At 67.2% G+C, this 23,442-nt stretch carries 19 protein-coding genes and 1 pseudogene; 6 read left to right on the top strand and 14 right to left on the bottom strand.

The genetic code is table 11. The annotated features are described in order from the left end of the window. Positions 1–16 precede the first annotated feature (16 nt). The 9 genes and pseudogenes from RJ1_RS19455 to RJ1_RS19415 form a co-directional block, all read right to left on the bottom strand. Positions 17–1,765, bottom strand: coding sequence for a fatty acyl-AMP ligase (locus RJ1_RS19455; RefSeq protein ID WP_073362752.1), 1,749 nt, complete (start codon positions 1,763–1,765; stop codon positions 17–19). 146 nt (positions 1,766–1,911) lie between these two features. Continuing rightward, positions 1,912–3,224, bottom strand: a pseudogene (locus RJ1_RS19450) (aspartate ammonia-lyase). Continuing rightward, complete coding sequence (locus RJ1_RS19445; RefSeq protein WP_073362749.1) at positions 3,221–4,018, bottom strand: D-glutamate cyclase family protein; 798 nt, start codon at positions 4,016–4,018, stop codon at positions 3,221–3,223. Before RJ1_RS19445 ends, RJ1_RS19450 begins: the two are co-directional and overlap by 4 nt. After that, positions 4,015–5,334: an MFS transporter gene (locus RJ1_RS19440; protein WP_073362747.1), complete on the bottom strand. Its 1,320-nt coding sequence runs from the start codon at positions 5,332–5,334 to the stop codon at positions 4,015–4,017. The genes RJ1_RS19445 and RJ1_RS19440 overlap by 4 nt, the downstream gene beginning before the upstream one ends. Positions 5,335–5,474: 140 nt before the next feature. Further along, positions 5,475–5,927, bottom strand: coding sequence for a VOC family protein (locus tag RJ1_RS19435; protein WP_073362745.1), 453 nt, complete (start codon positions 5,925–5,927; stop codon positions 5,475–5,477). A gap of 60 nt (positions 5,928–5,987) precedes the next feature. Next, positions 5,988–6,911 carry a 5-oxoprolinase subunit C family protein gene (locus tag RJ1_RS19430; RefSeq protein WP_073362742.1) on the bottom strand — a complete coding sequence of 308 codons (924 nt, stop codon included), beginning with the start codon at positions 6,909–6,911 and terminating at the stop codon, positions 5,988–5,990. Continuing rightward, positions 6,908–7,546, bottom strand: a complete 639-nt coding sequence (locus RJ1_RS19425) for a 5-oxoprolinase subunit B family protein (RefSeq protein WP_073362820.1) — start codon at positions 7,544–7,546, stop codon at positions 6,908–6,910. The genes RJ1_RS19430 and RJ1_RS19425 overlap by 4 nt, the downstream gene beginning before the upstream one ends. Continuing rightward, a complete protein-coding gene (locus RJ1_RS19420) occupies positions 7,539–8,333 on the bottom strand; it encodes a LamB/YcsF family protein (RefSeq protein WP_073362740.1) in 795 nt (264 codons plus the stop codon). The genes RJ1_RS19425 and RJ1_RS19420 overlap by 8 nt, the downstream gene beginning before the upstream one ends. Next, positions 8,333–9,025, bottom strand: a complete 693-nt coding sequence (locus RJ1_RS19415) for a GntR family transcriptional regulator (protein WP_073362737.1) — start codon at positions 9,023–9,025, stop codon at positions 8,333–8,335. Before RJ1_RS19415 ends, RJ1_RS19420 begins: the two co-directional genes overlap by 1 nt. A gap of 330 nt (positions 9,026–9,355) precedes the next feature. On the opposite strand from RJ1_RS19415, the gene RJ1_RS19410 reads away from it, so the two are divergent. Next, on the top strand, positions 9,356–9,775 hold the full coding sequence (locus tag RJ1_RS19410) for a hypothetical protein (protein ID WP_073362734.1): 420 nt from the start codon (positions 9,356–9,358) through the stop codon (positions 9,773–9,775). Positions 9,776–9,865: 90 nt separating this feature from the next. Next, positions 9,866–10,207 (top strand): HNH endonuclease, encoded by a 342-nt coding sequence (locus RJ1_RS19405; RefSeq protein WP_073362817.1) that lies wholly within the window; start codon positions 9,866–9,868, stop codon positions 10,205–10,207. 45 nt (positions 10,208–10,252) lie between these two features. On the opposite strand, the gene upp is transcribed toward RJ1_RS19405, so the two are convergent. Genes upp through RJ1_RS19390 form a run of 3 tightly spaced genes read right to left on the bottom strand, consistent with a single transcriptional unit; the run spans position 10,253 to position 13,439 of the window. Next, positions 10,253–10,882 carry a uracil phosphoribosyltransferase gene (gene upp, locus RJ1_RS19400; RefSeq protein WP_073362731.1) on the bottom strand — a complete coding sequence of 210 codons (630 nt, stop codon included), beginning with the start codon at positions 10,880–10,882 and terminating at the stop codon, positions 10,253–10,255. 20 nt (positions 10,883–10,902) lie between these two features. Beyond that, entirely contained in the window at positions 10,903–12,171 is a 1,269-nt protein-coding gene (locus tag RJ1_RS19395) for a URC4/urg3 family protein (protein ID WP_073362729.1), read from the bottom strand. Continuing rightward, positions 12,168–13,439: a GTP cyclohydrolase II gene (locus RJ1_RS19390; RefSeq protein ID WP_073362726.1), complete on the bottom strand. Its 1,272-nt coding sequence runs from the start codon at positions 13,437–13,439 to the stop codon at positions 12,168–12,170. Before RJ1_RS19390 ends, RJ1_RS19395 begins: the two co-directional genes overlap by 4 nt. 445 nt (positions 13,440–13,884) lie before the next feature. Between RJ1_RS19390 and RJ1_RS19380 the strand changes: the two genes are divergently transcribed. Beyond that, entirely contained in the window at positions 13,885–14,820 is a 936-nt protein-coding gene (locus RJ1_RS19380) for a poly-gamma-glutamate hydrolase family protein (RefSeq protein WP_240320086.1), read from the top strand. 16 nt (positions 14,821–14,836) lie between these two features. Here the strand turns inward: RJ1_RS19380 and RJ1_RS19375 are convergent, their stop codons facing one another. After that, complete coding sequence (locus RJ1_RS19375) at positions 14,837–16,138, bottom strand: serine/threonine-protein kinase (protein ID WP_073362812.1); 1,302 nt, start codon at positions 16,136–16,138, stop codon at positions 14,837–14,839. Between the two features lie 187 nt (positions 16,139–16,325). Here RJ1_RS19375 and RJ1_RS19370 point away from each other — a divergent pair, with 187 nt between their 5' ends. From RJ1_RS19370 to RJ1_RS19360, 3 genes are all read left to right on the top strand, one after another. Further along, entirely contained in the window at positions 16,326–17,711 is a 1,386-nt protein-coding gene (locus RJ1_RS19370; protein ID WP_073362722.1) for an FAD-dependent oxidoreductase, read from the top strand. Positions 17,712–17,975: 264 nt separating this feature from the next. Beyond that, entirely contained in the window at positions 17,976–19,517 is a 1,542-nt protein-coding gene (locus RJ1_RS19365) for a DUF6578 domain-containing protein (protein WP_143049024.1), read from the top strand. A 185-nt stretch (positions 19,518–19,702) separates the two neighbouring features. Beyond that, positions 19,703–20,032: a hypothetical protein gene (locus RJ1_RS19360; protein ID WP_073362720.1), complete on the top strand. Its 330-nt coding sequence runs from the start codon at positions 19,703–19,705 to the stop codon at positions 20,030–20,032. 253 nt (positions 20,033–20,285) lie between these two features. Here the strand turns inward: RJ1_RS19360 and RJ1_RS19350 are convergent, their stop codons facing one another. After that, the gene (locus RJ1_RS19350) at positions 20,286–23,303 is read right to left on the bottom strand and encodes a serine/threonine-protein kinase (RefSeq protein ID WP_073362715.1); all 3,018 of its coding nucleotides are present in this window, start codon (positions 23,301–23,303) and stop codon (positions 20,286–20,288) included. Positions 23,304–23,442: the final 139 nt, after the last annotated feature.

Here is a 23,442-nt window from a genome sequence, read left to right as displayed (position 1 = left end):
GTCGAAGGTCGTGGGGTCAGGCGTGCGGTGCGACAGCTGATGTGCGGAGTCGCTGCACCGCCGGATCGATCTCCTCGTGCAGCACCGCGTCGACGCGAGAGTCGATGAAGGACGCGCGCATCGATCGGCGTTGCACCTTCCCGCTCGTGGTGCGATGCACACCGTGACGGTCGACCAGCACCACACTCGGCGCGTGGACGTCGAAGTTCCGGGCAACGGAGAGCTTGATCCGGCGAGCGAGCTCGGGCAGTGTCAGATCGTCGACCAACGCGGTCTTGACCTCGTGGATCACCAGGAGGCGCTCGTGCGCTCCGGTGTCCATCGACAACACCACTCCGGCCGAACCGGTGAGCGCAGGATGCAGGTCCCGCACCGCTTCCTCGATGTCCTGCGGATACAGGTTTCGTCCGTTGACGATCAGCAGATCTTTGAGGCGGCCGGTGACGTAGACGTCGCCGTCGTACGACACCCCGAGGTCACCGGTGCGCAGGTATTGTCCGACGCCCGCGAGGGTCGCGCGGAACTTCACCTCGGTCTCGTCGGGACGGTTCCAGTAACCCGCGGCGACACTGCCACCGGAGATCCAGATCTCGCCGACTCGGCCCGTCGGTAGCTCTCGACCGGTGTGCGGGTCGACGATCCGAATGTCGCAACCGAACGGCCGACCGCTGCTGACCAGTCGACTGCCGCCCACCATGGGAACGAGCTCGTTGCGCTCGAGAGCCGCAACGTCGACCTCGAGATATCGCGGGACGCGACCCACCTCGCTGGCAGTGGCCAGCAGGGTCACTTCGGCCATTCCGTAAGCGGTCAGGAACGCACCGGCCCGAAATCCGTAGGGGCCCAGCCGGTCGATCACGGCGTCGAGCGTCCGCGGCCGGATGGGTTCGGCCCCGTTGAGCGCGACCCGCACCGAGGAAAGGTCCAGGCCGGCCAGCTGGTCGTCGGAGATGCGTCGAGCGACGAGGTCGTAGGCGAAATTCGGGCCGAGGGTCATGTCGGCGCGGTGCCGGTCGATCAACTGCAGCCAGCGAACCGGGCGTTTGAGGAAGGCCATCGGCGACATGAACGCGAGATTCCCGCCGAAGTAGATCGGCAGCAGCAGCATGCCGATCAACCCCATGTCGTGGAAGTGGGGAAGCCAGCCGACTCCGGTCACCGCATCGTCGGCGCCGTTCGCCAGGGTCATCGCGGCGGCGTTGTGCAGGAGGTTTCCGTGCGTCACCATCACGCCCTTGGGTTCGCTGGTGGACCCCGACGTGTACTGGAGTAAGGCAAGGGAGTCACCGTCCAGATCCGGCAACCGCCAGTCGTCGGGATCGCCCAACTCGATGGTGTCCGTGGAAGCAACGACGACCGTGCCCGCGAGACCGGAATCCTGAATCCAGACGTCGAGCAGATCGCCGACCGCGGAGGTGGTGAGCACGAGGCGCACGTCGGCATCGTCGAACATCGTGGCCACGCGCTGCATGCTGCGGGCGTCGTGCGGCACGGGCGCGGGAACCGCAACCACACCGGCGTAAAGGCATCCGAGGAACGCACCGAGAAAGTCGATACCTTCGACATACAGCAGCATCACGGGGTGTTCGGCCTCGGGACGCCCCGACAGCCATGCCGCCAGTGCGCGTGCGTCCCGGTCCAGTTCGCGGTAGGTCACCTCCTCCTCGACGAGCTCGCGGCCGACCTCCCGGTGGTAGAAGTAGGACCGGTCGTCGCCGTACGTGGCAACCTGAGCGCGGACATGTGACACGAAATCGCTGGGCACGAACAGTTCTCCCTCGGCTTGGACAATGTCGACTCTCGTCCGTGCCGATGAGAAATTCCATCGCCCCCAGGGCTGGTTGTCCCTACCCCTGGGGTGAATCCGTTCCACTATGGGTGGGTCCCGGGCATCCAGGTTGCCCGGTCCTCTCAGACGTATCCCCCACGCGAGCGCCGGGGACGAACCAGATTGTGCGGGCTCAGGATCATGTCCAGTTGCGCGCGAGTGAGTAGACCTGATTCCCGTGCAGTTCGGTGACAGTGCGGTCCGAGTTGAGCGCTCGAGCGGCGAGTGCGGTGGCGGCCTCGTATCCGATGTGCGGGTTGAGTGCGGGGACGAGGCCGATGGAGTTGTCGACAGCCTTTCGCATGTGGTCGACGTTCGCGGTGATGCCCGGGACGCATCGGGTCGCGAGGGTATCGACCGCCTCCGACAGGTGGGTGATCGATTCGAGCAGTTTGTGGGCGATGCCCGGTTCGAAGGCGTTGAGTTGGAGCTGCCCGGCCTCGGCCGCCATCGTGATCGCGATGTCGTTGCCGACCACCTCGAACGCGACCTGCGAGACCGCTTCGGGAATGACCGGATTGACCTTGCCGGGCATGATCGACGACCCGGCCTGCACCGCTGGAAGTACGATCTCGGCCAGGCGCGCCCGCGGCCCCGACGACAGCAACCGGAGGTCGTTGCAGATCTTGGACAGCTTCACAGCAGCACGCTTGACGGTTCCGGAGATCTGGACGAACGCCCCGACGTCCTGCGTTGCCTCGACGAGATCCTCGGCGGTGACGAGGTCGATCCCGGTGATCGAACGCAGCGCGGCGCAGGCCCGGCGTGCATAGTCGGGATGAGAATTGAGACCGGTCCCGATTGCGGTGCCGCCCAAATTGATCTCCCGGGCCAGGAGAGCGGCCTCGTCGAGGCGGGCGATGTCCTCACCGATCATGACGGCGTACGTCCCGAACTCTTGCCCGAGCGTCATCGGAACGGCGTCTTGAAGTTGGGTTCTGCCCATCTTGATATGGTCGGCGAATTCGAGTGGGTGCAGGTGCCGGTACTCGCCACGGTCGTGGCCGAGCAGTTCGAGAGCCCGGTTCGCGACGACCTCGTTGGTGTTCATGTTGGTCGACGTTCCCGCCCCGCCCTGGATGACGTCGACGACGAAGTGCTCGTGCAGGCCCCCGTCTCGGATCTCTTCGCATGCGCTGACGATCGCCGCGGCAAGACGGGAGTCGAGTAGCCCGAGATCCCGATTTGCCGTCACCTCAGCCGCTTTGACCGCTCCCATCGCACGAACGAGTTCGCCGTGATGCGCGATGGACGTTCCACTGATCGGGAAGTTCTGCACTGCACGCAGGGTGTGGATTCCGTAGTAGGCGTCGACGGGGACTTCGAGATCGCCCAGTAGGTCGTGTTCGATTCGGGTTGCGAAGTCCGTCGATTTCACGGTGTGAGCGATAGTCATCGGGCGGTCCTGGGGCCGGAGGGAGTGGCGGTGTCGAGCAGGGTGTCGAATACGAGCATGTGGCCGGCGAAGTGGGTGATGGCGTACTCCAGGTTCGCCTCGGGTATGGCCATCTGCGGCGTCACCCCGCACGCCCAGAACACCGGGGTGGCGTCCACGGCCAGCCCGGGGTAGGTCCCGAAGTCGGGCTGGGTGAGGTCGGCGATTCCCAGCGCGGACGGTTCACCCACGTGTAGGGGAACACCGTGCCCGGTCGGGTATCGGCCGGTCACCTCGATCGCGGTGTCGACCAGAGACGACGGCACCGGGCGCATGCTGACCGCGAGCGGGCCGGCAAAGATCCCTGCCGGCGCGGTACTTCGATTGGTGACGTAGACCGCTGGTGCAGCGTGACTGACGGGGATTCCGGCCCGGCGGAGCGGGGCGTCGAAGGTGTGGCTGCATCCCAATGCGAACGCGACGGCGTCGTCGCGCCAGTGTTCGATCAGGTCGGTGGGTTCGGCCACGAGTGCGTTGCGTTCCCAGACGCGGTACCGCGGGAGCATGGTCCGCACGTCGACCGTGCAGTTGTCATAGGTCAGTTCCGGGTCGCCCGGGTCCGTCCTGGCGAGTAGCGGGCACACGTCGGGATTGCGGCGGCAGTACTCCGCGAATTCGTCGGCGGCGGCGGACGGTACGACGACGAGGTTGGCCTGCTGATAGTCGTCGAGGATGCCGGCGGTGGGTGCTGTCCACTCCCCTGCCGCGACCAGTCGGCGGAGGTCCCGCGGGTGCGCGGGTGACGGCGGCGTCATTGCAGTGCCTCCTTGGCCGATTCCCGCACGGTGCGCAGTGTGATCAGTGCGAGCACCACGGCGCCCATCAGCAGGAATCCGGGGGCCAGGAGGTTGTCGGTGCGGGAGATGAGATAGGTGGCCAGATACGGGGTGAGCCCGCCTCCGATGATGGTGCCGATGTTGAAGGAGATCGACAGCCCGGTGTACCGCACGCGGGTCGGGAACTGCTCCGCGTAGGTCGGGTAAGTCACCGATTGAACGATCGGCATGGGCAGCGCGAGGACCACCATTGCACCCACCGCGAGCGCGAAACTGCCCTTGTCCATCACGATCATGGTGGGCAGCACCAAGATCGCGTAGCCGAGGAAGCCGATCGTGATGACCTTCTTGCGACCGATCCGGTCGGAGAGTCCACCGAAGAAGGGCATCAGGGTGGCGACGAAGAAGCTGATGGCGCCCATGATCCAGAAGGTGTTCGACTTCGGGTAACCGAGGTAGGTGGTCAGATAGATGTTCATGAAGATGAGACCCACCCAGTACCCCGTGTTGGACCCGATCGAGAGAAAGATGACCTTGAAGACCGCCGCGGCGTGTTCGGTGAGAACCTCGACGAGCGGGGACTTCGCGGGAGCGTTCCGTTCCGTTTCGGCGACGAATGCGTGCGAGTCCTCGAGTTTGCTCCGCGCGATGAGGGTGACGGCGATCAGGGGCAGGGCGAGCAGGAACGGTATGCGCCAACCGAAGTCACGAAGTTGGTCGTCATTCAGTGCTGTGGTGGTGATACCGGCTACCACCGCGGCGGTGCCACCGCCGAGAGCGACCCCGACCGGGGTGAATGCGCCGAAGAAGCCGCGGCGGCCGACCGGTGCGGACTCCGAGAGGTAGGTCGCCGATCCCGTGACTTCGCCCCCGGCGAAGAAGCCTTGCGCCAGTCGCACGAGCAGTAGTGCGATGGGCGCGAGGATGCCGATCGATTCGGCGGTGGGGAGAAGACCGACCACTGCGGTGGCGGTTCCCATGCCGACAATGGTGGCGACCAGTACGGGTTTGCGGCCGATCCGGTCGCCGAGGCGACCGAGGACGATTCCGCCGAGGGGCCGCATGATGAAAGCGCTACCGAAGACCGCAAGGGTGGCGAGGAGTGAGGCCGTCGGGTTGTCGTTGGGGAAGAACAGAGGTCCGATGATGACGGCGAGATAGCCGTACACCCCGAACTCGTAGTATTCGACGGCGGTGCCGGCCGCGGCGGCGACGGCCGCACGGCGCGGTTGCATGCGGGGTGGGGCGGGCACGTGGTCGCCCGTGTGGGGCACGGAGGCAGGTACGGTGGTCATGGCGAACTCCAACGAAGAAGTGGCGGAGGTGCTGCGAGGAAGAACCCGGTCAGGGTTCGGGAAACGTGGCACCGCGGCGCTGGGGTGCCGAAGTGGTCATCGGCAGGATGGCAGTCCTGCCGATGACCCTGTTCGAGGGTTCAGACCGCGAACAATTGGTTCAGGTCGGCGAATGCCTTGAATTCGAGTGCGTTTCCGGCGGGGTCGAAGAAGAACATCGTCCACTGTTCGCCCGGTTCGCCGGCGAATCGGACGTAGGGCTCGATCACGAACTTAGTCCCGATGGATGTGAGCTTGTCAGCGAGGACCTTGAATTCATCGACCGGCAGAACCAGGCCGAAGTGGGGCACGGGTACGTCGTGTCCGTCGACCGGGTTCGTCCCGGCGACGCCGTCACGGGACGTCGAGCGGGAGCCGTCACCGACCTGGTGAGTGACGACCTGGTGTCCCCGGAAGTTCCAGTCGATCCACTTGGTATCCGACCGGCCTTCGCTGAAGCCCAGCACGCCGCCGTAGAAGTTGCGGGCGGCGTCGATGTCGTCGACGGGGATGGCCAGGTGGAACGGTACGAGGGTGGTCAGTTGGGCCGTCATATGTGTCGTCCTTTTCTGTGTTTCGTGAACTCGATGTGGGATTGGTGGGTCGGTTTCCGGTCAGTCCTCTCCTCTCGGGAGCGCTGCGAGTCGGATCCGGGTGCCGGGTGCTGCCTGCGCCAGGAGGTCGACGTCACGTTCGGTCACCACCCCGATGACGGGGTACCCGCCGGTCACGGGATGGTCGGCAAGGAAGATGATCGGTTCACCCGAGGGCGGAATCTGGATCGCCCCGAGGGCCATGCCCTCGCTCGGCAGATCGATCGATCCAATGCTCAAGGGCGGGCCGGTGAGTCGAGCTCCGACGCGGTCACAGTCGGCGCTCACCGTCCAGGTCGTGGTGGTCAGCGCGGCCCGATCTCGAGGTGCGAACACGCCGTCGCGCGGGCCCCAGCGGAACCGCACGTCGACTTCCCCGACCGGCAAGCGCGGTGGGGTCAGCTCGAGCGGAACCTCGAGGGGCGGCCGAGCACGCGTCCCGAGCGTGAAGACGGCCCCGGGCCGTACCCTGCCGGGCCCGAGGCCGGACAGGCAGTCGGTCGCTGCGGAGCCGAAGACCCGGTCGGTCTGAATTCCGCCTTCGATCGCGACGTAAGCACGTAGTCCCGTGGCAGGACGGCCGAGCGACAGAACTTGTCCGGCCCGCAGGAGTGTCCGCCGGCCCTCCGCCGGAGCGCGACCGTCGATGCGGATGTCGACGGTCGCGCCGGTTATCGCGACGTACCGATCCGAGGACACGGTGATGACGAGCCCGCCGAGGGTGTTCTCTAGCGCGGTCGCGCCGTCCGCGTTGCCGACGAGGCGGTTCGCCAGTGCAAGGCTGGTTCGGTCGGCAGCACCGGACACGGTGACCCCGAGGTGCGCGAAACCGGGCCGCCCGAGATCCTGGAGCACCGTGCTCAGGCCGGCGTCGACGACGAAAACCTGCGCGAAAGTCTGTGCGCTGGAGGGAAGTCGAACGGGATCGGCCAGGGTCGTGGTCATCGACTCACCACCTCGAAGATCACCCGATCACCCACCGACAGTCGGCTGGGATTCGCCGCATCGATATCCCACAGAACCTCGGATGTCGAACCGATCAGATGCCACCCGCCCGGTGTGCCGCCGGGGTAGACGACCGTCTGCGTGCCGGCGATGGCGACGAGGCCGGCACCGACCCGTGGGCGTGGAGAGGAGCGCCGAGGCAATTTCAGTGCGTCTGGTGCGCCGTCGATATACGCGAAACCCGGTGCGAATCCGAAGAACCCGACCCGATGCTCGGCGGCGGTGTGCGCCTCGACGACCTCCTGCGTGGTCATCCCCAGTGACCGCGCCACCTCGTCGAGGTCCTCGCCGTCGTATCGCACCGGAATGACCACCGTGTCCCGATCGGGAAGACCAGCAGACGCGTCGGTACGGGCGGTTCTCAACAGCTGGCGGACGTTGTCTGCGAGCGCCCGCATGTCGGCCGACGTGTGGGCGCGGAACATGATGGAGCGAGCGGCGGGAACGACGTCCTCCACGAGCGCCGACCACGTCTGCACACGCACCGCAGCGACAACGGATGCGATCCGGTCGGGAGTGACGTCGACGATCCAGGCGCGATCGCCCGCCCGGAGAAGGTCGCCGGACTCAGTCATGGCGACGATCACCGATCGGGACCAGCGCCACGCCGTTCTGTTCCAGGAGCGAGCGAGTCCGACGGGCGATGCCGACCGCGCCCGGAGCGTCACTGTGGATGCACATGGCGATCGTTGCGGCGTCTTCCGGCACCACCGCCACAGTCTGGTCGCCCACCGAGACGACCGAACCGGTCGCGAACATCTGCACGGCGCGTTTCGCGGCCGCCGACGGGTCGAGGACAAGAGCGTCCGGATGTGACCGCGGCACGAGCAGACCGTCGTCGGTGTACGAGCGATCGATGAAAACCTCTGCATGCGGACTCAATCCGGCGTCGAGCGCGGTGTTCCACAGCACCGTGCCATACTGACAGAGCACGGGAAGTTCCGGATCGAGCAGCCCGATCGCTTCGACGATTGCGTGCGCCTGTCCGTGATGCCGGGCGGCGGTGTTGTACAGCGCGCCGTGCGCCTTGACGTAGGACACCTCCGTCCCCGCGATGCGTGCGAACGCCTGCAGGGCGCCGATCTGGTACAGGATGTCGTTGACGAGCGTCGGCGTCGGAACGTCGATGAAACGGCGCCCGAACCCGACCAGGTCTCGATACGACACTTGCGCACCCACCGAAACCCCTCGGGCCGAGGCCATTTCACACGTGCTGCGCAAGGTGTCGGGGTCGCCGGCGTGGAAGCCGCATGCGATGTTCGCGGCGGTGACCTGGTCCATCAACGGGGCCTCGTCACCGACGCCCCATACCCCGAACCCTTCGCCGATGTCGGTATTGATCGAGACCGTTCGGGCATTCATCAGCTGCGCTCCGCCCAGTAGGTGCGCATGTCCTCGGCAGAGTTCTCCCACGCGCGGTGCAGACCGGTCTGCCCGCCGTCGATGTGCAGGACGATCTGGCGCGCCAGTTCGTCGGAATTGCCGTCGGCGAGCGCCTGGACCATGGCCTTGTGTTCGTCCTGCACCCGGCCGTAGGCACACGTCCCGTGCACGTAGTACCGGGAGTACGGTTCGAGCCGGTGATACATCTGCGCGATGATCTCGTAACGCATCGGCAAGCGCGACAACCGGTACATGTCGAGGTGGAACGCCAGATTGGTGCGCGACCACACATCCGCACCGGTTTCGGCCACACGGTCCATCTCTTCTGCCATCGTCTCGAAACGGCCGATGTCTCGTCGCGAGACCCGCTCGGTGACATGCTCGGCGAAGCTCGGCTCGACAAGGCGGCGAAGATCGTAGATCTCGTCGATCTCGTCGAGGTCGAGCGCGGTGACGAACGTGCCGCGGCCGGGGACCGACCGCAGGAGGCCCTCCCCCGCGAGGGTGCGGATGGCCTCACGAAGGGGAATCCGGGACACTCCGAATCGATCGGCCAGTTCCTCCTGCACCAAACGATGGCCAGGGGGATAAATGCCCTCGACGATCGAGGTCCGGAGCCGGGATGTCAGATCCCCTTCTGGAGACCCGAACTCTTGTGACGTAGGCGACATATTCACTGTATACACTGAATGCAGTGCGGGAGTCCAGCCCCGACGGGTCATCTAACGCGTTGTTTACACGAACGAATTGCCGTCTACACGAACGACTCTTGTGTACACGCGTCGGACGAGGGGATTCGGCAGTACCGCCACGATATGAGGAAGCTGCGGACACTGATCGGCAGCCGTCTGCTCGATCGGAACAACCCCAGGGGTGCAATCTTCGACCCCTGGATGCCTGCTCGACCACCCCTGTGGGGCCCTTACTCGAAGCCTGTTCCGGCGAAGACTGGTGTTCGTTCACAGGACACGGAAGTCCACACAACAGTCGGGAGTAACACAATGTCGTTCATCAACAATCGCACCGCAACTGCAGTCGCAGCAGGCGCCGCCCTCGGGTTCGGCATACTGGTGGCCCAGAGCGCCACCGCCGCCGCGGCGCCCGCACAGGAGACTTTCCCGCAGGTCGTATCCCCGCAATCCGAACTCTCCCCGTACAAGGTCGAGGTCAGGGATCGCATCGGCTGCGCGAACGCATGGCCCATGGTTGCCTGCGATGCGCCGGACGAGGACGTCCCCCCGCAGGTCACTCTCGTCGAGCCGGGTACCACCCTCGTCGAACCCGGCACGTCGTTGTACGGTCCCGCGTCCGCATCCGTCGATTCTCTGCCGGCCGGCACCATGCACCAGGTCAACTACCCGCTCGAACCCGACGACGGCGTGATCTCCCACCCGCTCGATCCCGACATGCCCTGGATGTGACCTGACTTCGATGCCCGCCCCACCTACGCTGGGGCGATGGCGGTCAACCGAAGTCGCAAGGCCCGGGGTGCGCGCAAACGTAAGCGCCGGATGGAGAGTGTCGAGCACGACCTGAGCAGCGAGCAGTGGGCAGCGCTCGTGGCGGCGTGGGGTGGCTGCGCGTATTGCGGCGCGACCGACAAGCCGTTGCAACGCGACTGCGTGCTGGCACTCTCCCGCGGCGGGCGGTACACGCTCGACAACATCGCGCCGGCCTGCGGCTCCTGCAACGCCAGTAAGTGCAACGACGAAGTCACCGGCTGGCTACGGCGCAAGCGGCTCGACGAGCGCGCGTTCCTGTTGCGCCACATCGAAATCGGTGCAGCGCTCGCGCTCCGTTTCCGCGCAGCACCGGACGCCGAAGTCGAGGCGCCGGAGGCGACGGCCTCGTAGCCGACCGGCCGCGAAAGGTGGTCCGGTCGGCTACGTCGCCTGCGGCTATTTGGTGCCGAAGATCCGGTCGCCGGCGTCGCCCATGCCGGGCAGGATGTAGCCGTGTTCGTCGAGTTCGCGGTCGACGGCGGCGGTGTAGATGGGTACGTCGGGATGGGCCTTGTGCAGGGCGGCAACGCCTTCGGGGCAGGTCAGCAGGCAGACGAACTTGATGGATTTGGGGCCGCATTCCTTCAACCGCTCCACCGCGGCCACCGCGGAGTTGCCGGTGGCCAGCATCGGGTCGATCACCACGACGTCGCGCTCCTGCAGGTCGCTGGGCATCTTGAAGTAGTACTCCACCGCCCCCAGGGTCTTGGGGTCGCGGTACAGGCCGATATGCCCGACGCGCGCACCGGGCACAACGGTCAGCATGCCGTCGAGGATGCCGGTGCCCGCGCGCAGGATGGAGACGAAGACCAGCTTCTTGCCGTCGATGACCTTGCCGGTCGTGGTTTCCATCGGCGTCTCGATCTCGACCTCCTGCATCGGGATGTCACGCAGCACCTCGTAGGTCATCAGCGCGGAGATCTCGTTCGCCAGACGCCGAAAACTGTTGGTGGAAGCATCCTTACGGCGCATCATCGTAAGCTTGTGCTGAACCAGGGGGTGGTCGATCAGGTGTACCGAACCCATGAATTACTCCTCTTGTCGCTCTAGAAGACCGTGCCGTCGCTGACGATCGACAGCGGCGGCAGCCCACCCCGCGCACGCTGTGCCAGCGCACGGCCCGCGGCCCAGGTGCCGCCCTCGAGTACGCACGCCAGCGGCATCCGGTCGGCGTCCACGCCCAGCCGTGCGCGCACCAGCGGGGCCAGTTCGTCCAGCAGGGCCACCGTCAGGGCACGCCACTCGACCACCACTTCGTCGTCCACCGTCCAGCTGCGCGCAGCCCAGGCAGGGTCGAGCAGGCGCAGCACGCCGGTGTCAAGCAATAGGCCGCCGTTGCGGTACTCGGGCAGGCCGGTCAGGGCGTCCAGCCCCACCACCTGCACACCGACCCACTGGAAGGGCTCCAGCAACGAGTAGCTCAGCCACTGCGACAGCTTGTGGAACGGCATCCAACCGTCCGTCAGGCCTGGGCCGCGCACCGCCTCGTGGCGCCAGCAGTCGCCCAGCAGGTGGGTGCCGATGGCGTTGCCCGCCGGCCAGATGCCCGACAGCGTCAGCAGGAGCTGCGACAGAATGTCGTGCGCCGCCACCGTCGCCCCGGGCAGGTCCGCGCCGGGCTGGACCAACACGTCGAACAGGCCGCCCGGCCGGCCCTGTGGGCCGAACACCTCGGGCTGCGCGTCGAGCGCCTCGCCCAGCCTGCGCAGCACCAGCATCCGACCTTCCAGACCGACCAGTGGATTGGCCGGACCTACCTGGAACGCCTCGGCCAGCCGGTCCGCGCTCAGCGCGTGCAGGCCGGCGGCATCGACGCGCAGCGGGTGCGCCGCATCGCTCGAGAACAGTCCGCCCAGGAACGCGTGCCAGCTCGCCACGCCCAGCCCCTCGGAACGAGTGAAGCTCTGCCCGCTCGGCTCCTCGTGGTACTGCCAGTCGGGGCCTGCCCCCGCATCGAGCAGCACGCTGACCACGGCCAGGTCGATCATCGCGCGAGCGCGGGCCGGGGCGTCAAGCCCCGCCAGCCGAGCGTCCAGTTCGGCCCAGCGGTCCACACCGCCTGCCTCGAAATGGCGCCAGCGGCTGTGAAAGGGGATGCTCAGGTCCGGGTAGCGAGCAGTTGTCACGTCCGCAACCTCCGCTGCGGCCGTCTGCAACGCGTCGTCGTCCACGCTGAACCAGCGTGACTCCCCGTCCCGCGCGCGCCGCAGCAACTGCTGCGCACGCTCCCGCACCGCGCTGGTCGAGCGCAATGCGGCGGCCGCACCCTCGGCGCGCTCGGTATCCAGATCGGGACCGACGCCGAGCACACTCATACGTCCAGCCCCCGGCCCTTGGCCTTCGCCAATTCTTCGGCGTCCGGCACCGCTCCCGGTGTGAAGTAGCCCGCCGCCATCTTGGCGTCGATCTCCACCCGCGCGTCGGGCGGGATCAGGTCTTCGGGGAGATCGACGCGCACGTCGACCTCGATACCCGAGCCGGTGATGGCGTCGTACTTCATGTTGCTCATCGACACCAGGCGGTGGATCTTCTTGACGCCCAACCAGTGCAACACGTCGGGCATCAGTTCCTGGAAACGCATGTCCTGCACGCCGGCGACACATTCGGTGCGGGCGAAGTACTGGTCGGCCGTGTCGCCGCCCGCCTGGCGCTTACGCGCGTTGTAGACCAGGAACTTGGTCACCTCACCGAGCGCGCGGCCCTCCTTACGTGAATAGGACACCAGGCCCACACCACCGCGCTGTGCACCCTGGATGCATTCTTCGATCGCATGCGTGAGGTACGGGCGGCAGGTGCAGATGTCCGAGCCGAACACGTCCGAGCCGTTGCACTCGTCGTGCACACGCGCGGTCAACTCCACGGCAGGGTTGGCCAGGTCGCGTGCGTCGCCGAAGATGTACACGGTCTGCCCACCGATCGGCGGCAGGAACACTTCCAGGTCGGAGCGCGTCACGAGTTCGGGATACATGCCTCCGGTCTCCTCGAACAGCACGCGGCGCAGATCCGTCTCGCTACATCGAAAGCGCTCCGCCACGCCCGGCAGGTACCAGACAGGCTCGATCGCCGCCTTGGTGACCAGCGCCGCCCCGCTGGGGAGCAGGAAACGGCCGTCCGGGCGCAAGCGGCCGCTCTGCACGGCCTCGATGACCTCCGGTAGCATCACGTGCGCTTTCGTCACCGCAATGCTGGGGCGGATGTCATGACCGGCCGCCGATTCGGCGGCGAAGACCTCGGAAACGATCGCACCCCAGGGATCCAGGCTCACGATCTTCCCCGGCTCGCTCCACTGCGGGTACGGACCGATCGTGTCCGTGGGCGCCGTATTCGTGAGGTCGGCCTTGTGCTGGCGCGACAGCGCGCCGGACGCGATCGCCAGCGCTCGATAGATGCTGTACGAGCCGCTGTGGGTACCCACCACGTTTCGGTGGGCGCGGTTGGTGGTAGTGCCGACCACCGGTCCGCGCTCGGACGCGGTGGGTGCTCCCCAGTGGATCGGCAGGGAGCCGACGCCACTGCTGTGCGAGGTCAATCGGATGTGGCCGGCGGCGCTCTCGGACGGGGCAGGGACTGCGTCAGCGGACATGGCGTTCCTCCGTAAGGAAGGCCCGGCGGCACGGCATGCCGCCGAGCGTGTCTCCCGCGCCGGATACTGCCGGTCACTGGATCCGCCAGCATAGCCACTCGGCGGCGCCGATGCCGGTTGTCGAAGACGCGGCCCCAACGGTGAATCGCCCGGGCGGTTTCGACGGCGAACCGCCCGTATCGGGTTCACCCGATCGACGCCGAAATTTCTCGCTGACGAGGGCCGTGAGGATGTCGAATTCGCGGTTGCCGGTTCGACGTATCAGTAGCAGCACAGCAAGGAGGTGAGCGCGATGTTGTCGGCACATCTGTTGTCCGGTCTGACCAGTGACGAGGTCGACCTGATCGTGGCGGAGGAACTGCATCTGCTCGACGCCGCCGCATGACCCCGACGACGTGAGATTCTGTCCGTGAGCAGCCGCACGCACAACGGACAAGGTGTCTGGATGGACCACGTTGACGACGACGATCACGACTTCGGGGCGCGGCCGCCCTCGGTGACGTTGCGCCTCGAGGACCGTCACAGTTGCCCTACCAGCGCATACGTTGCCGAACGTGCCGGTGTTCATCCCCGGATGCTGGCGCGTCTGGGCGCCCGGCCTCGTCAGCAGGCGCGTGTGAGCCACTCGGGAAGGACCGCACTGTTCACACTGATCCCGGACGCCGATGCGACGGCAATCGACTCCATCCGGGTTTCGGAATCCGGGCGTCGCCGGCTCGGCGTGGAGCCGGGACAGCCGGTGATTCTCGACCTTCGATGCATCGACCCCGGCATGACCGAACCGCAAGCCCGGATCGACGGTGAATTCCTCGAGCGGCTCGATGACGACGGGAATCATCGACGTCTCGTCGTTCTCGCACCGCACGGCGGCGCCATCGAGGTCGATACCGATCGGCAAGCCGAGCACGTCTTCGAGTCGCTCGGACCACAGAATTCGACGCTGTGGACCTGCAAGGGGTGGCGACAGGGAGGCCACGCCTACTCGGCATGGCACATTTCCTCGAGTGACCTCAGCGTGCACAGCTTTCCGTTTCTCCGGTCCCTGGCAACGAGACGTTTCCGGTGGGCGGTGTCGTTCCACGGGTACAGCGGAAGCGAGGTACTCATCGGTGGCCTCGCTCCGTCGCGGCTCAGGTCCGAAGTCCGGAACGCTATCGCGCAGGCGCTCGGCGGGAGCGGAATCGGCGTCCGCGTCGCCGATCCCGGTGAACAATTCAGCGGGCGATCCGCATCGAACGTGGTCAATCGCCTGACCGTCGACACTGCCGGCGGAATTCAGATCGAACAGTGCCTGGCGGCGCGGATGCACTACGGGCGAGCGATCGCCGACGCCGTCAGCGACGTCTACGACTCCTGGATCTCCCACCACCCGGAGCGTTGACACCGCCACCTCGGAATCACGGAGCCCAGCACGGCCCGTCCGGCGGCGGGGTGTGTACGTAGCCGGGGTAACAGGGCAGCACCTCCGGAGCGGGCGCGGGCGCCGGTGCAGGAGCGGGTGCGGGTGCCTGAGCCGGTGGCGACCCGGGTGGAAGACACGGCCCGTCCGGCGGCGGAGTGTGTTCGTAGCCGGGGTAACAGGGCAACACCCCCGGAGCAGACGCTGCAGGCGGCGGTGCCGGTGCCGGTGCCGGTGCCGGTGCCGGTGCTGGCGGTACCTGCGGTGCGGGTTGCGGAGTCGGTGTCGGTTGAGCCGCTTCTTGACGGACGGGAGGGTCCTCGGGCTGTATTTCCGCCTGCGGTGGCGGTTGTGGTTGTTCCGATGACGACGGCGCCCCCGCCGTCGGACTCGTGCCGGACCGAGCGGTGGCCGCGGCCGACGACGGGGCGGGACCGGAAACGTCCGGCGAGGACGGTCCCGATCCGAGGATCACACCCCCGACGACCGTGACAGCGATGATCGCCGCCACCGCAAGACCGGCGATCAGGCCACGACGGTTCCGGTCGACGCGCGAGGTCGCGGGGGCGACGTCGGCCACGTGCTGTGGAGCCGGCGCCGGCGCGGCAGCACGGGCAGCGGCTGCCAGCTCACCCGCGGACCGGTAGCGTCGCGCAAGTTCGGCTGCCGTTCCGCGTGCGATCACAACGTCCATGCCGACCGGCACCGCCGGATTCACGGCCGACGGGCGGCGCTGCAACTCGTTTCGGCTCGACGACGGAAAGTAGGTGCCGGTGAGGCATTCGTACAACACGGTGGTCAGGCCGTAGACGCCGGACGCGGCACCGAGATTCGTGGGCAACCCGACCTCGGTGAGGTAGACAGACCCGTCATCCTGCACCAGCACGTTCGCCGACGTGACGTATTGGTCGCGCAGTCCGGCAACGTGCACGGCCTCCAGCGCCGACGCCAGTTGCTCGACGACGCCGACCGCAAAAGACACATCCATCGCGCCCGAGGACCGGAGCATCGTCTGCAGAATCGTTCCGTGGGTGAGCGGCGTCGCGACGAACAGCCGGTCCGCGATCTGCCCAAAGTCCTGAACCGGAATCACATTCGGGTGCCGCACGCGCGCCGCGATGTCGGCATCTCGTTCGAAACGCTCACGGTACGCGTCGTCCTCGGTGGCTTCCGCCGGCAGCGCCCGCACCGCGACGTGCCGGTGCGTGACCGTGTCGAACGCCGCCCACACCTCGCCGCTCGCATCCACCGACAGCTGCCGGTCCAACCGGTACCTGCCGAACAGGGCTCCAACTTGCATCGTCACTCTCCGCCGCTCGAAATGGCCGCGTCTGCGGAATTGTGCACCGGGGCGGTCGGACCGCCTCCACTCGTGAAGTCTAGGCGGTGGTGGCCGACGGCTCTCGCCGGGAACCTTCCGGCACCGCCGATCACGAACGCGGACAGTTCGCACGCGATCCCGTCCGCACCGACACTAGGCTGACCCGGTGGCGCGGGAACGTCTGGTGGTCATCGGTGGCGACGCTGCGGGGATGAGCGCCGCCAGTCAGGCACGCAAACGGCGAGATCCTGCGGATCTACAGATCGTCGCGTTCGAGAAGGGCCGGGCAACGTCGTACTCGGCGTGCGGAATTCCCTACTGGATCAGTGGAGCGGTCGCCCGCGAGGACAACCTGATCGCGCGCAGTCCTGCGCGGCATCGCGACAACGGTATCGACGTGCGGACCCGCACGGAGGTCACTGCGATCGATCTCGCCGCTCGCACCGTCCGAGCGCGCGACCTCGACGACCACGGCCGCGAGTACGACGAACCGTTCGACACCCTCGTCTACGCCACCGGCAGCGTCCCCCTGCGCCCGCCGATCGCGGGGATCGACGCCACCGGCGTGTACGGGGTGCAGACCCTGGACGACGGCGCCGCCCTGCGCGCCGAACTGGACAGCGAACGGGTTCGCCGAGTGGTGGTCGTGGGCGGCGGCTACATCGGGCTCGAGATCGCCGAGGCCTGCCGAGTGCGCGATCTCGACGTCACCGTCGTCGACCGCTCCCCTACCCTCGTCGGCACCATCGATCCCGACATCGGCGTGTTCCTCGGCGACGCCGTCCGTGCCATGGGCATCGCACTCGTGCACTCCGAGGCGGTCGTCGGGATCGAGACCGGACACGATGGGCGGGCCACAGCCGTGCACACCGACGCCGAGCGGCGGTTGCCTGCCGACCTCGTCGTGCTCGGCCTCGGCGTTCGCCCCGACATCGACCTCGCCCAGCGGGCCGGAATCCCGCTGGGCACCTCCGGTGGGATCGCCGTCGATGCCCGGATGCGCACCCAGGTCGACGGCGTGTGGGCGGCCGGCGACTGCGTCGAATCGGTGCACCGACTGTCCGGGCAGCGGGTCGTCGTCGCGCTGGGTACCCACGCCAACAAACAGGGCCGCGTGATCGGCGTCAACATCGGTGGTGGTTATGCGACGTTCCCCGGGGTCATCGGCACCGCGGTGACCAAGGTGTGCGAACTGGAAGTCGCCCGCACCGGGCTCTCCGCTGCGGAAGCCGATATCGCCGGCTACCGGTATGTGACCGCCTCGGTGGACTCGACGACCCGCGCCGGCTACTTCCCCGGCGCACGACCGATCCGGATCAAGATGCTCGCCGAGAAACGCACTGGACGGCTGCTCGGCGCGCAGATCGTCGGCCGCGAAGGCGCTGCCAAACGCATCGACGTCCTCGCCACAGCAATCTGGAACGAAATGGGAGTCGACGAGATCCTCGGACTCGACCTGTCCTACGCCCCGCCGTTCGCGCCCGTGTGGGACCCGGTGCTCATCGCTGCTCGTAAGGCCTTCGATGCGGTCGAGGCCGACACCCACACCTGAAACAGCGGAATCTGTCAGGTCGCCCCCAGACAGGGGTTCGGCCGGGAATGCGTTCACATTCTCGGCCGGATCTCTGCTTCTCGAATGTTTCACCGTTTCCGATTACTTGTTCGATCCGCACCTTCAATGTACGCGCGCAGAGCGGTCCACCGCAATGCCGCGTGCGCCGCGATTTTCGGCGCGGGACGAGCGCGCCGTGCCGGTGACGATTCGGCCGATTACCGAACAGTCCGGATCGCCGGCGCAACGTGCAAGACTGGATTGATGGTGTCCTCGGCGGAGCGGATGCGTCCGCACCGCACCCTGCGAATCCTGGTCGTCGCCCTGGCAATCGAAGACGGGCAAACCCCGGCGCCGGTGGTCGGCAGCGTGGGCTCGTTCCCGCTGCTGTTCGAGGAAACGGCGGCTGACGACTCCGATCCCACGATTGTCACCGTTCACGCCGACGCCGAACCCCTCGGCGACGGGTTCCCGACGCTGCAACCGTCTCCTGATGCCGACGACGATCGACGGTGGGAGTGGTCGATCTTCCTGCGCGCCGATGGCTGGTCGGCAACCTGGAACAGCACCCGCCCCGCCGTGGGGTCCGTTCGGGTGACCGGTCGGGTCATCGGAGACCTCGGCTACGCCACCGCCGGATCCGTGCGTGGTCGCATTCGACGGGTCCAGGTCGTCTCGGACATGTACCGCGAAGATCGGACCCGCCCGCGCCACTGGGCGGCGGTACCCGGCACCCGGCAGTTGCGCGACGTCGAGACCTCGCCGAGCAATTTCCGCGACGACGTCCTCTCCACTTCGCGACGGGTTCCCGGCCAGGGGCACGTCCGCGAAGGTGGTGTGCTCGTCGACCTGGACCTCGACGACGTGCCTCCGGTGCCGGCCCGGCCTCTCCTCGTTCCGGCGGCGATCTCGGCGCACGCCGACCGGTTGTGGGTCACGGACGCGCAGCTACCGCTGGTCGTCCGTGTGGACGAGCGTTCCCGAGTCACCGACTACACGTTGCCCGGCAAGGTGTTTGCGGCACCGAACGAGATGCCCCGCCGGGTCCACGCGGATGCGACAGGGTGTTGGGTGGCCGGCTGGGACGGCGTCTACCGCTGCGACGAGGACGCGGGGATGACCCGATTGTCCGGTCGGACCGTGGCCGGCTCGACGGCATCGGCAGGCACTCTGCTGACGTGTCATCGCACGGCGGAAGGACGGACGCTCCTGGGGCTGTTTCGTGCAGACGGGCGGCACGATGATCTCGAGGTTCCGGATGGGCAACTCGTCGCGATGGGCGCCGGGCCCGACGGCTTCCTGGTTCTGCTGCGGGCCTGGCGTGGGCTCAGTGTGCGGGAAGGACGTCTGCTCCGGATCGGTCTCGACGGGTCGATCATGATCGGCCCCGATCTGGAAGATCTCGCTGCACAGGCTGTTCTCGTGATGGACCCGCCGAGGCTGTTCGACTGCGCCGGACATGTCCGGCGGATCAGTTCGGGGCTGACCCTCGCCGATCCGATGCGGTGCCCGATCGACGGGTTCGGCGGCGGGACGGCCGACGATCTGCTGTGGATCGTCCACCACGATCGGGAGCGGCTCCTTGGCGACGACCGTCGTTACTGGCTGCTCAGCCTCTTCGACGCCCGTACCCTGGGTCCGGTGGCGAGCACACCTGTCCACACCTCCGATCCCGACGTCACCGTGGACGGGACCGGCACGGTGTGGATCACCGGTCACGGAGTCCGGACCGTGCCCACACGAGCCACGGAGCACGTGATCCGACTCGACCTCGCCCGACTGCTCAGCGGGGCACGGTCGCTCTGACCGGCGAAACAGTCCGTCGACCACCCTGATGCGAGATCCATGGGACGAAAAAATAGGTATGCCCCCCGGTGATTCGGCCGATGCCGCGCCGCCCCACCCCAGGGGATGATGTGACCTGTCTCATAGTCGCGAAGAGGGGCTCCACGATGGCCCGCATTTCGCCATCACGGAAGGTGCCCGCACCGATGAATGCAGTACCGATTACCTGCGGTGACTACGTCACGGCGACATTCTCTCGCGACTTCGTCGCCGAGGGATTCGACTACGACGCCGTCGAACGGATTCACCACGGCCTGTTCGACGAGTGGGGTCATGCGCTGGGTCAGTCGGGTCTGTTCACCAATCGCACGGTCGCGACCGCCCTGCACTCCTGGCAGAACGATCCGCACTCCCTTCTGGACGCCCTGCTCGCTGGCGCGGACGAGATGACCCTCAAACGCTATGACATCGCGTGGGAAGCGCTCGACCGTGCCGCCCGCTCGGGTTCCGACGCGCCCGCCGCCGAATACGCATGACCTTTACCTTTTCGACCGCCCATACCGAAGAACGAGAGCAATGAGAGCCAACACCTATCCCACAGTCGAGACCATCCGATTCGGGCCCCGCGGTGACGAGTGCCGCTACTGCGCCCAGACCGTCGTCAAGGATGGGCCCGGCTACCGCCACACCACCACGGGGCAGTACCGCTGTGATCCGTCCAGCCGCGCGGCGAAAGAAGCCCGCTTGTCCGACAATTTGATTCGGAGATAGCACCGACCGCCTCTGCCCTCACCAGAAATCCAGAGCCTGCGCGATCGCCGTGGATTCTGCGTGCGTGGGCCGCAGCGCACCGCCGATGGCATAGACGGTGTGGCCTACTGTCGCGACCGCCATCCCGTGGACCCCGATGGGCAGGGACGGCAATTGCGACCAGGTCCCCGCGACCACGTCGTAGGCCTCGACGGTCGACAGCACCCGGGTGGATTCCTCACCACCGACCGCGACGATCCGGCCGTCGATGAACGCCGCACCGAGCCCGCCGCGCGCCGTCGGCATACCCGGCAACGACGCCCACGTCCCGGTGGCGGGGTCGAACCGTTCGACCGCGGCAGTGTTCTGATCCGCCGCGAGATCGCGCCCGCCGAGGGCATAGAAATACTTCCCGTCCGACACCCCGGCCAGATGCTCCCGCGGTGTGGGGATGTCCGAGACGGTCGTCCACTGCGTGCCATCGAACACCTCGGTCGTCGGCACCAAAGCACCGTCCGCCTGTCCCCCCGCGACCACGATCTTGTCGCCCACCACGGCTGCGGCACCGGCTGCCCGCGGCTCGTTCAGCGGAGGCAGGTCCACCCAACTGCCGTCACGCAGCGCGAGCACCCGATCCGACGTCGTCCCGGTGAGGTTCGGGCCGTCCGGCACCCATCCGCCGAGTACCACCACCTCACCCCCGTATTCGACGGCCATCGCATGATTGAGCGGGACCGGAAGGTCGGGGCCGGCCTTCCACGTGTCGATGGCCGGGTCGTTCCCCTCGACCTTCGGGGTCGACCCTGCATTGTCGAGGCCGCCGAGCACCCAGATCGTCCCGTCCGCGACGGCCGTCGCCGTCTGCTGGCGGGCGATCGGCGCATCCCGCAACGGACGCCACGCCGGCACCCATTGAGTCTTGCGTGGCGCGATCTGCAGGGCCTCGGAAACAGCCGTCGATTCGGCATGCGTCGGCTTGGTGCCGCCGCCGACTGCGTACACCGTGTTGCCGACCGCGCCGACCGCCACCCCATGCCGGGGTGTGCGCAGCGGCGGCAGCTGCGACCAGGTCCCCGCGACCACGTCGTACGCCTCGACGGTCGGCAACACCCGGGTCGGTTCCTCACCACCGACCGCGACGATCCGGCCGTCGATGAACGTCGCACCCAGCCCGCCGCGGGGGGTGGGCATCGGCGGCAACGACACCCACGTCCCGGTGGCGGCGTCGAACCGTTCGACCGCGGCAGTGTTCTGATCCGAGGCGAGGTCCCGCCCGCCGACGGCGTAGAAATACTTCCCGTCCGACACCCCGGCCAGATGCTCCCGCGGCGTGGGCAGATTCGAGACGGTCGTCCACTTCGTACCGTCGAACACCTCGGTCGTCGGCACCAGCACACCGTTCGCCTGTCCCCCGGCGACAACGATCCTGTCGCCCACCACGGCGGCGGCACCGGCCGCCCGCGGCTGGTTCAGAGGCGGAAGGTCCACCCACCGGCCGTCGCGCATGGCCATCACCCGCTCGGAGGCGATCGCGGTCAGGTTCTGACCTTCCGCTTTCCACCCGCCGATCAGAACGGGCTCGTCGTTGTAGGTCACGGCCATCGCATGATTGAGCGGCACCGGAAGGTCGGGGCCGGCCTTCCACGTGTCGATGGCCGGGTCGTAGCCCTCCTGCCGCGCGGAGACACCGTTGTCGTCCAACCCTCCGAAGACCCAGATCGTCCCATCCGCGACGGTCGTCGCCGTCTGCTGGCGGGCGACACGGGCATCGGCGACCGGTCGCCACGCCGTCGTCGGGTCGACGACAGGAGACGAGCCGGCATCGCCGGTGGTCGGTGCTGCGGTGCCGGGGGCGGTTGCTTCTCTGACCACGAGATAGCCGCCGCCGGCCAGCGCGAGCGCGATGACCAGCACGAGCACGGTCAAAACCCAGCGCCGACGCGTACGTGCCGGTGTGGGCGGCCAGGGCGGCGGGTCTGTCGGCGGCCAGAACGACGGGCTCGACGGGTGAGGCTCCGGCTGAATCTGGTGCGTCGGCTCGATGAACTGGTGCCGACCGACGTCCGGACCGTCGTGCCGGAATTGACGAAGGTCACCGGCACCCGACGCCGACCGGTGCGCGTCCGTCGTGTGCGGGGCCTCCACAGGGGCCAGTGCCATCGAGTCCGAGCGCAATCCGATGTGTCGCTGGGCGGTTTGGAGTTCGTGTCCGAACTCCTCGGCGGAGGCCGGCCGGGCGGCGGGGTTCGTCGCCATCGCCCTCTCGATCACGGCGCACACGCCTTCCGGGATGCCTTGGGCGCGCAGGTCCGGGACCGGCTGGCTACTGATCCGCACGAATTGCGCGACGAGTTCTTCGCCGGTCTTCCGTTCGAACGCCGCCCTTCCAGCGATGAGCGAAAAGATCGTCGCGCCCAACCCGTAGACGTCGGATCGGGCGGTCGGCGATTCCCCGTTGAGCACTTCGGGCGCGGTGAACGCCAGTGAACCTGTGAACCCGCCGGTGGCCGTTTCGTAGCCGCCGGCAATGTGCGCGATGCCGAAATCGGTCAGCTGCGGTTCGCCGTAGTCGGTGAGGAGGATGTTCGCGGGTTTGATGTCGCGATGCAGTGTGCCGGTCCGGTGCGCCGTCTCCAAGGCTCCCGCCAACTTCACCCCGATGCTGATCGCTTCCGGCCAGGGCAGCGGACCTTCTCGGCGGATCTGCACGGCCAGCGAATCGCGCGGGTGATAGTGCATGACGATGTACGGGCGACCGGCCTCCGTCACGCCGACCTGCAGAATGTTCACGATGTTCGGGTGACCGGAGAGCCCACCCATCGCGTAGCCCTCCCGCAGGAAGCGCTCGCGATTCTCGGGATCCAGGTCTGACGTCAGAACCTTGATTGCCACGATTCGGCCGAGTGACCGCTGCAGCGCGCGGTACACGACACCGAAGCCTCCTCGGCCGACCTCCTCGGCACCCGCGAACCCGGCGGCGTCCAACTCGGCCACGATTCCGTGGCCCACTGCGCGGACAGCCGCAGCCTGGGTCGCGTCCGGGTCGAGATCGGCCATCGCGGCACCTCAGTTCTCTGATGCAGGTCGACCGGATCCGCCGATGCGTTCACGAGGAGTCGACGGCTCGAATATTTTTCTCTCACAACGGCGAAGCGTGGAACCTTCGCGTAGAACGTCGATGGGATCCACCCTGTAC

The organism is Rhodococcus jostii NBRC 16295 (assembly GCF_001894825.1).
In the GTDB taxonomy this organism is placed as follows: Bacteria; Actinomycetota; Actinomycetes; order Mycobacteriales; family Mycobacteriaceae; genus Rhodococcus_F; species Rhodococcus_F jostii.
The sequence above is the reverse complement of the archived record's forward strand: the minus strand, read 5'-3'. Positions and strand labels throughout refer to the sequence as shown.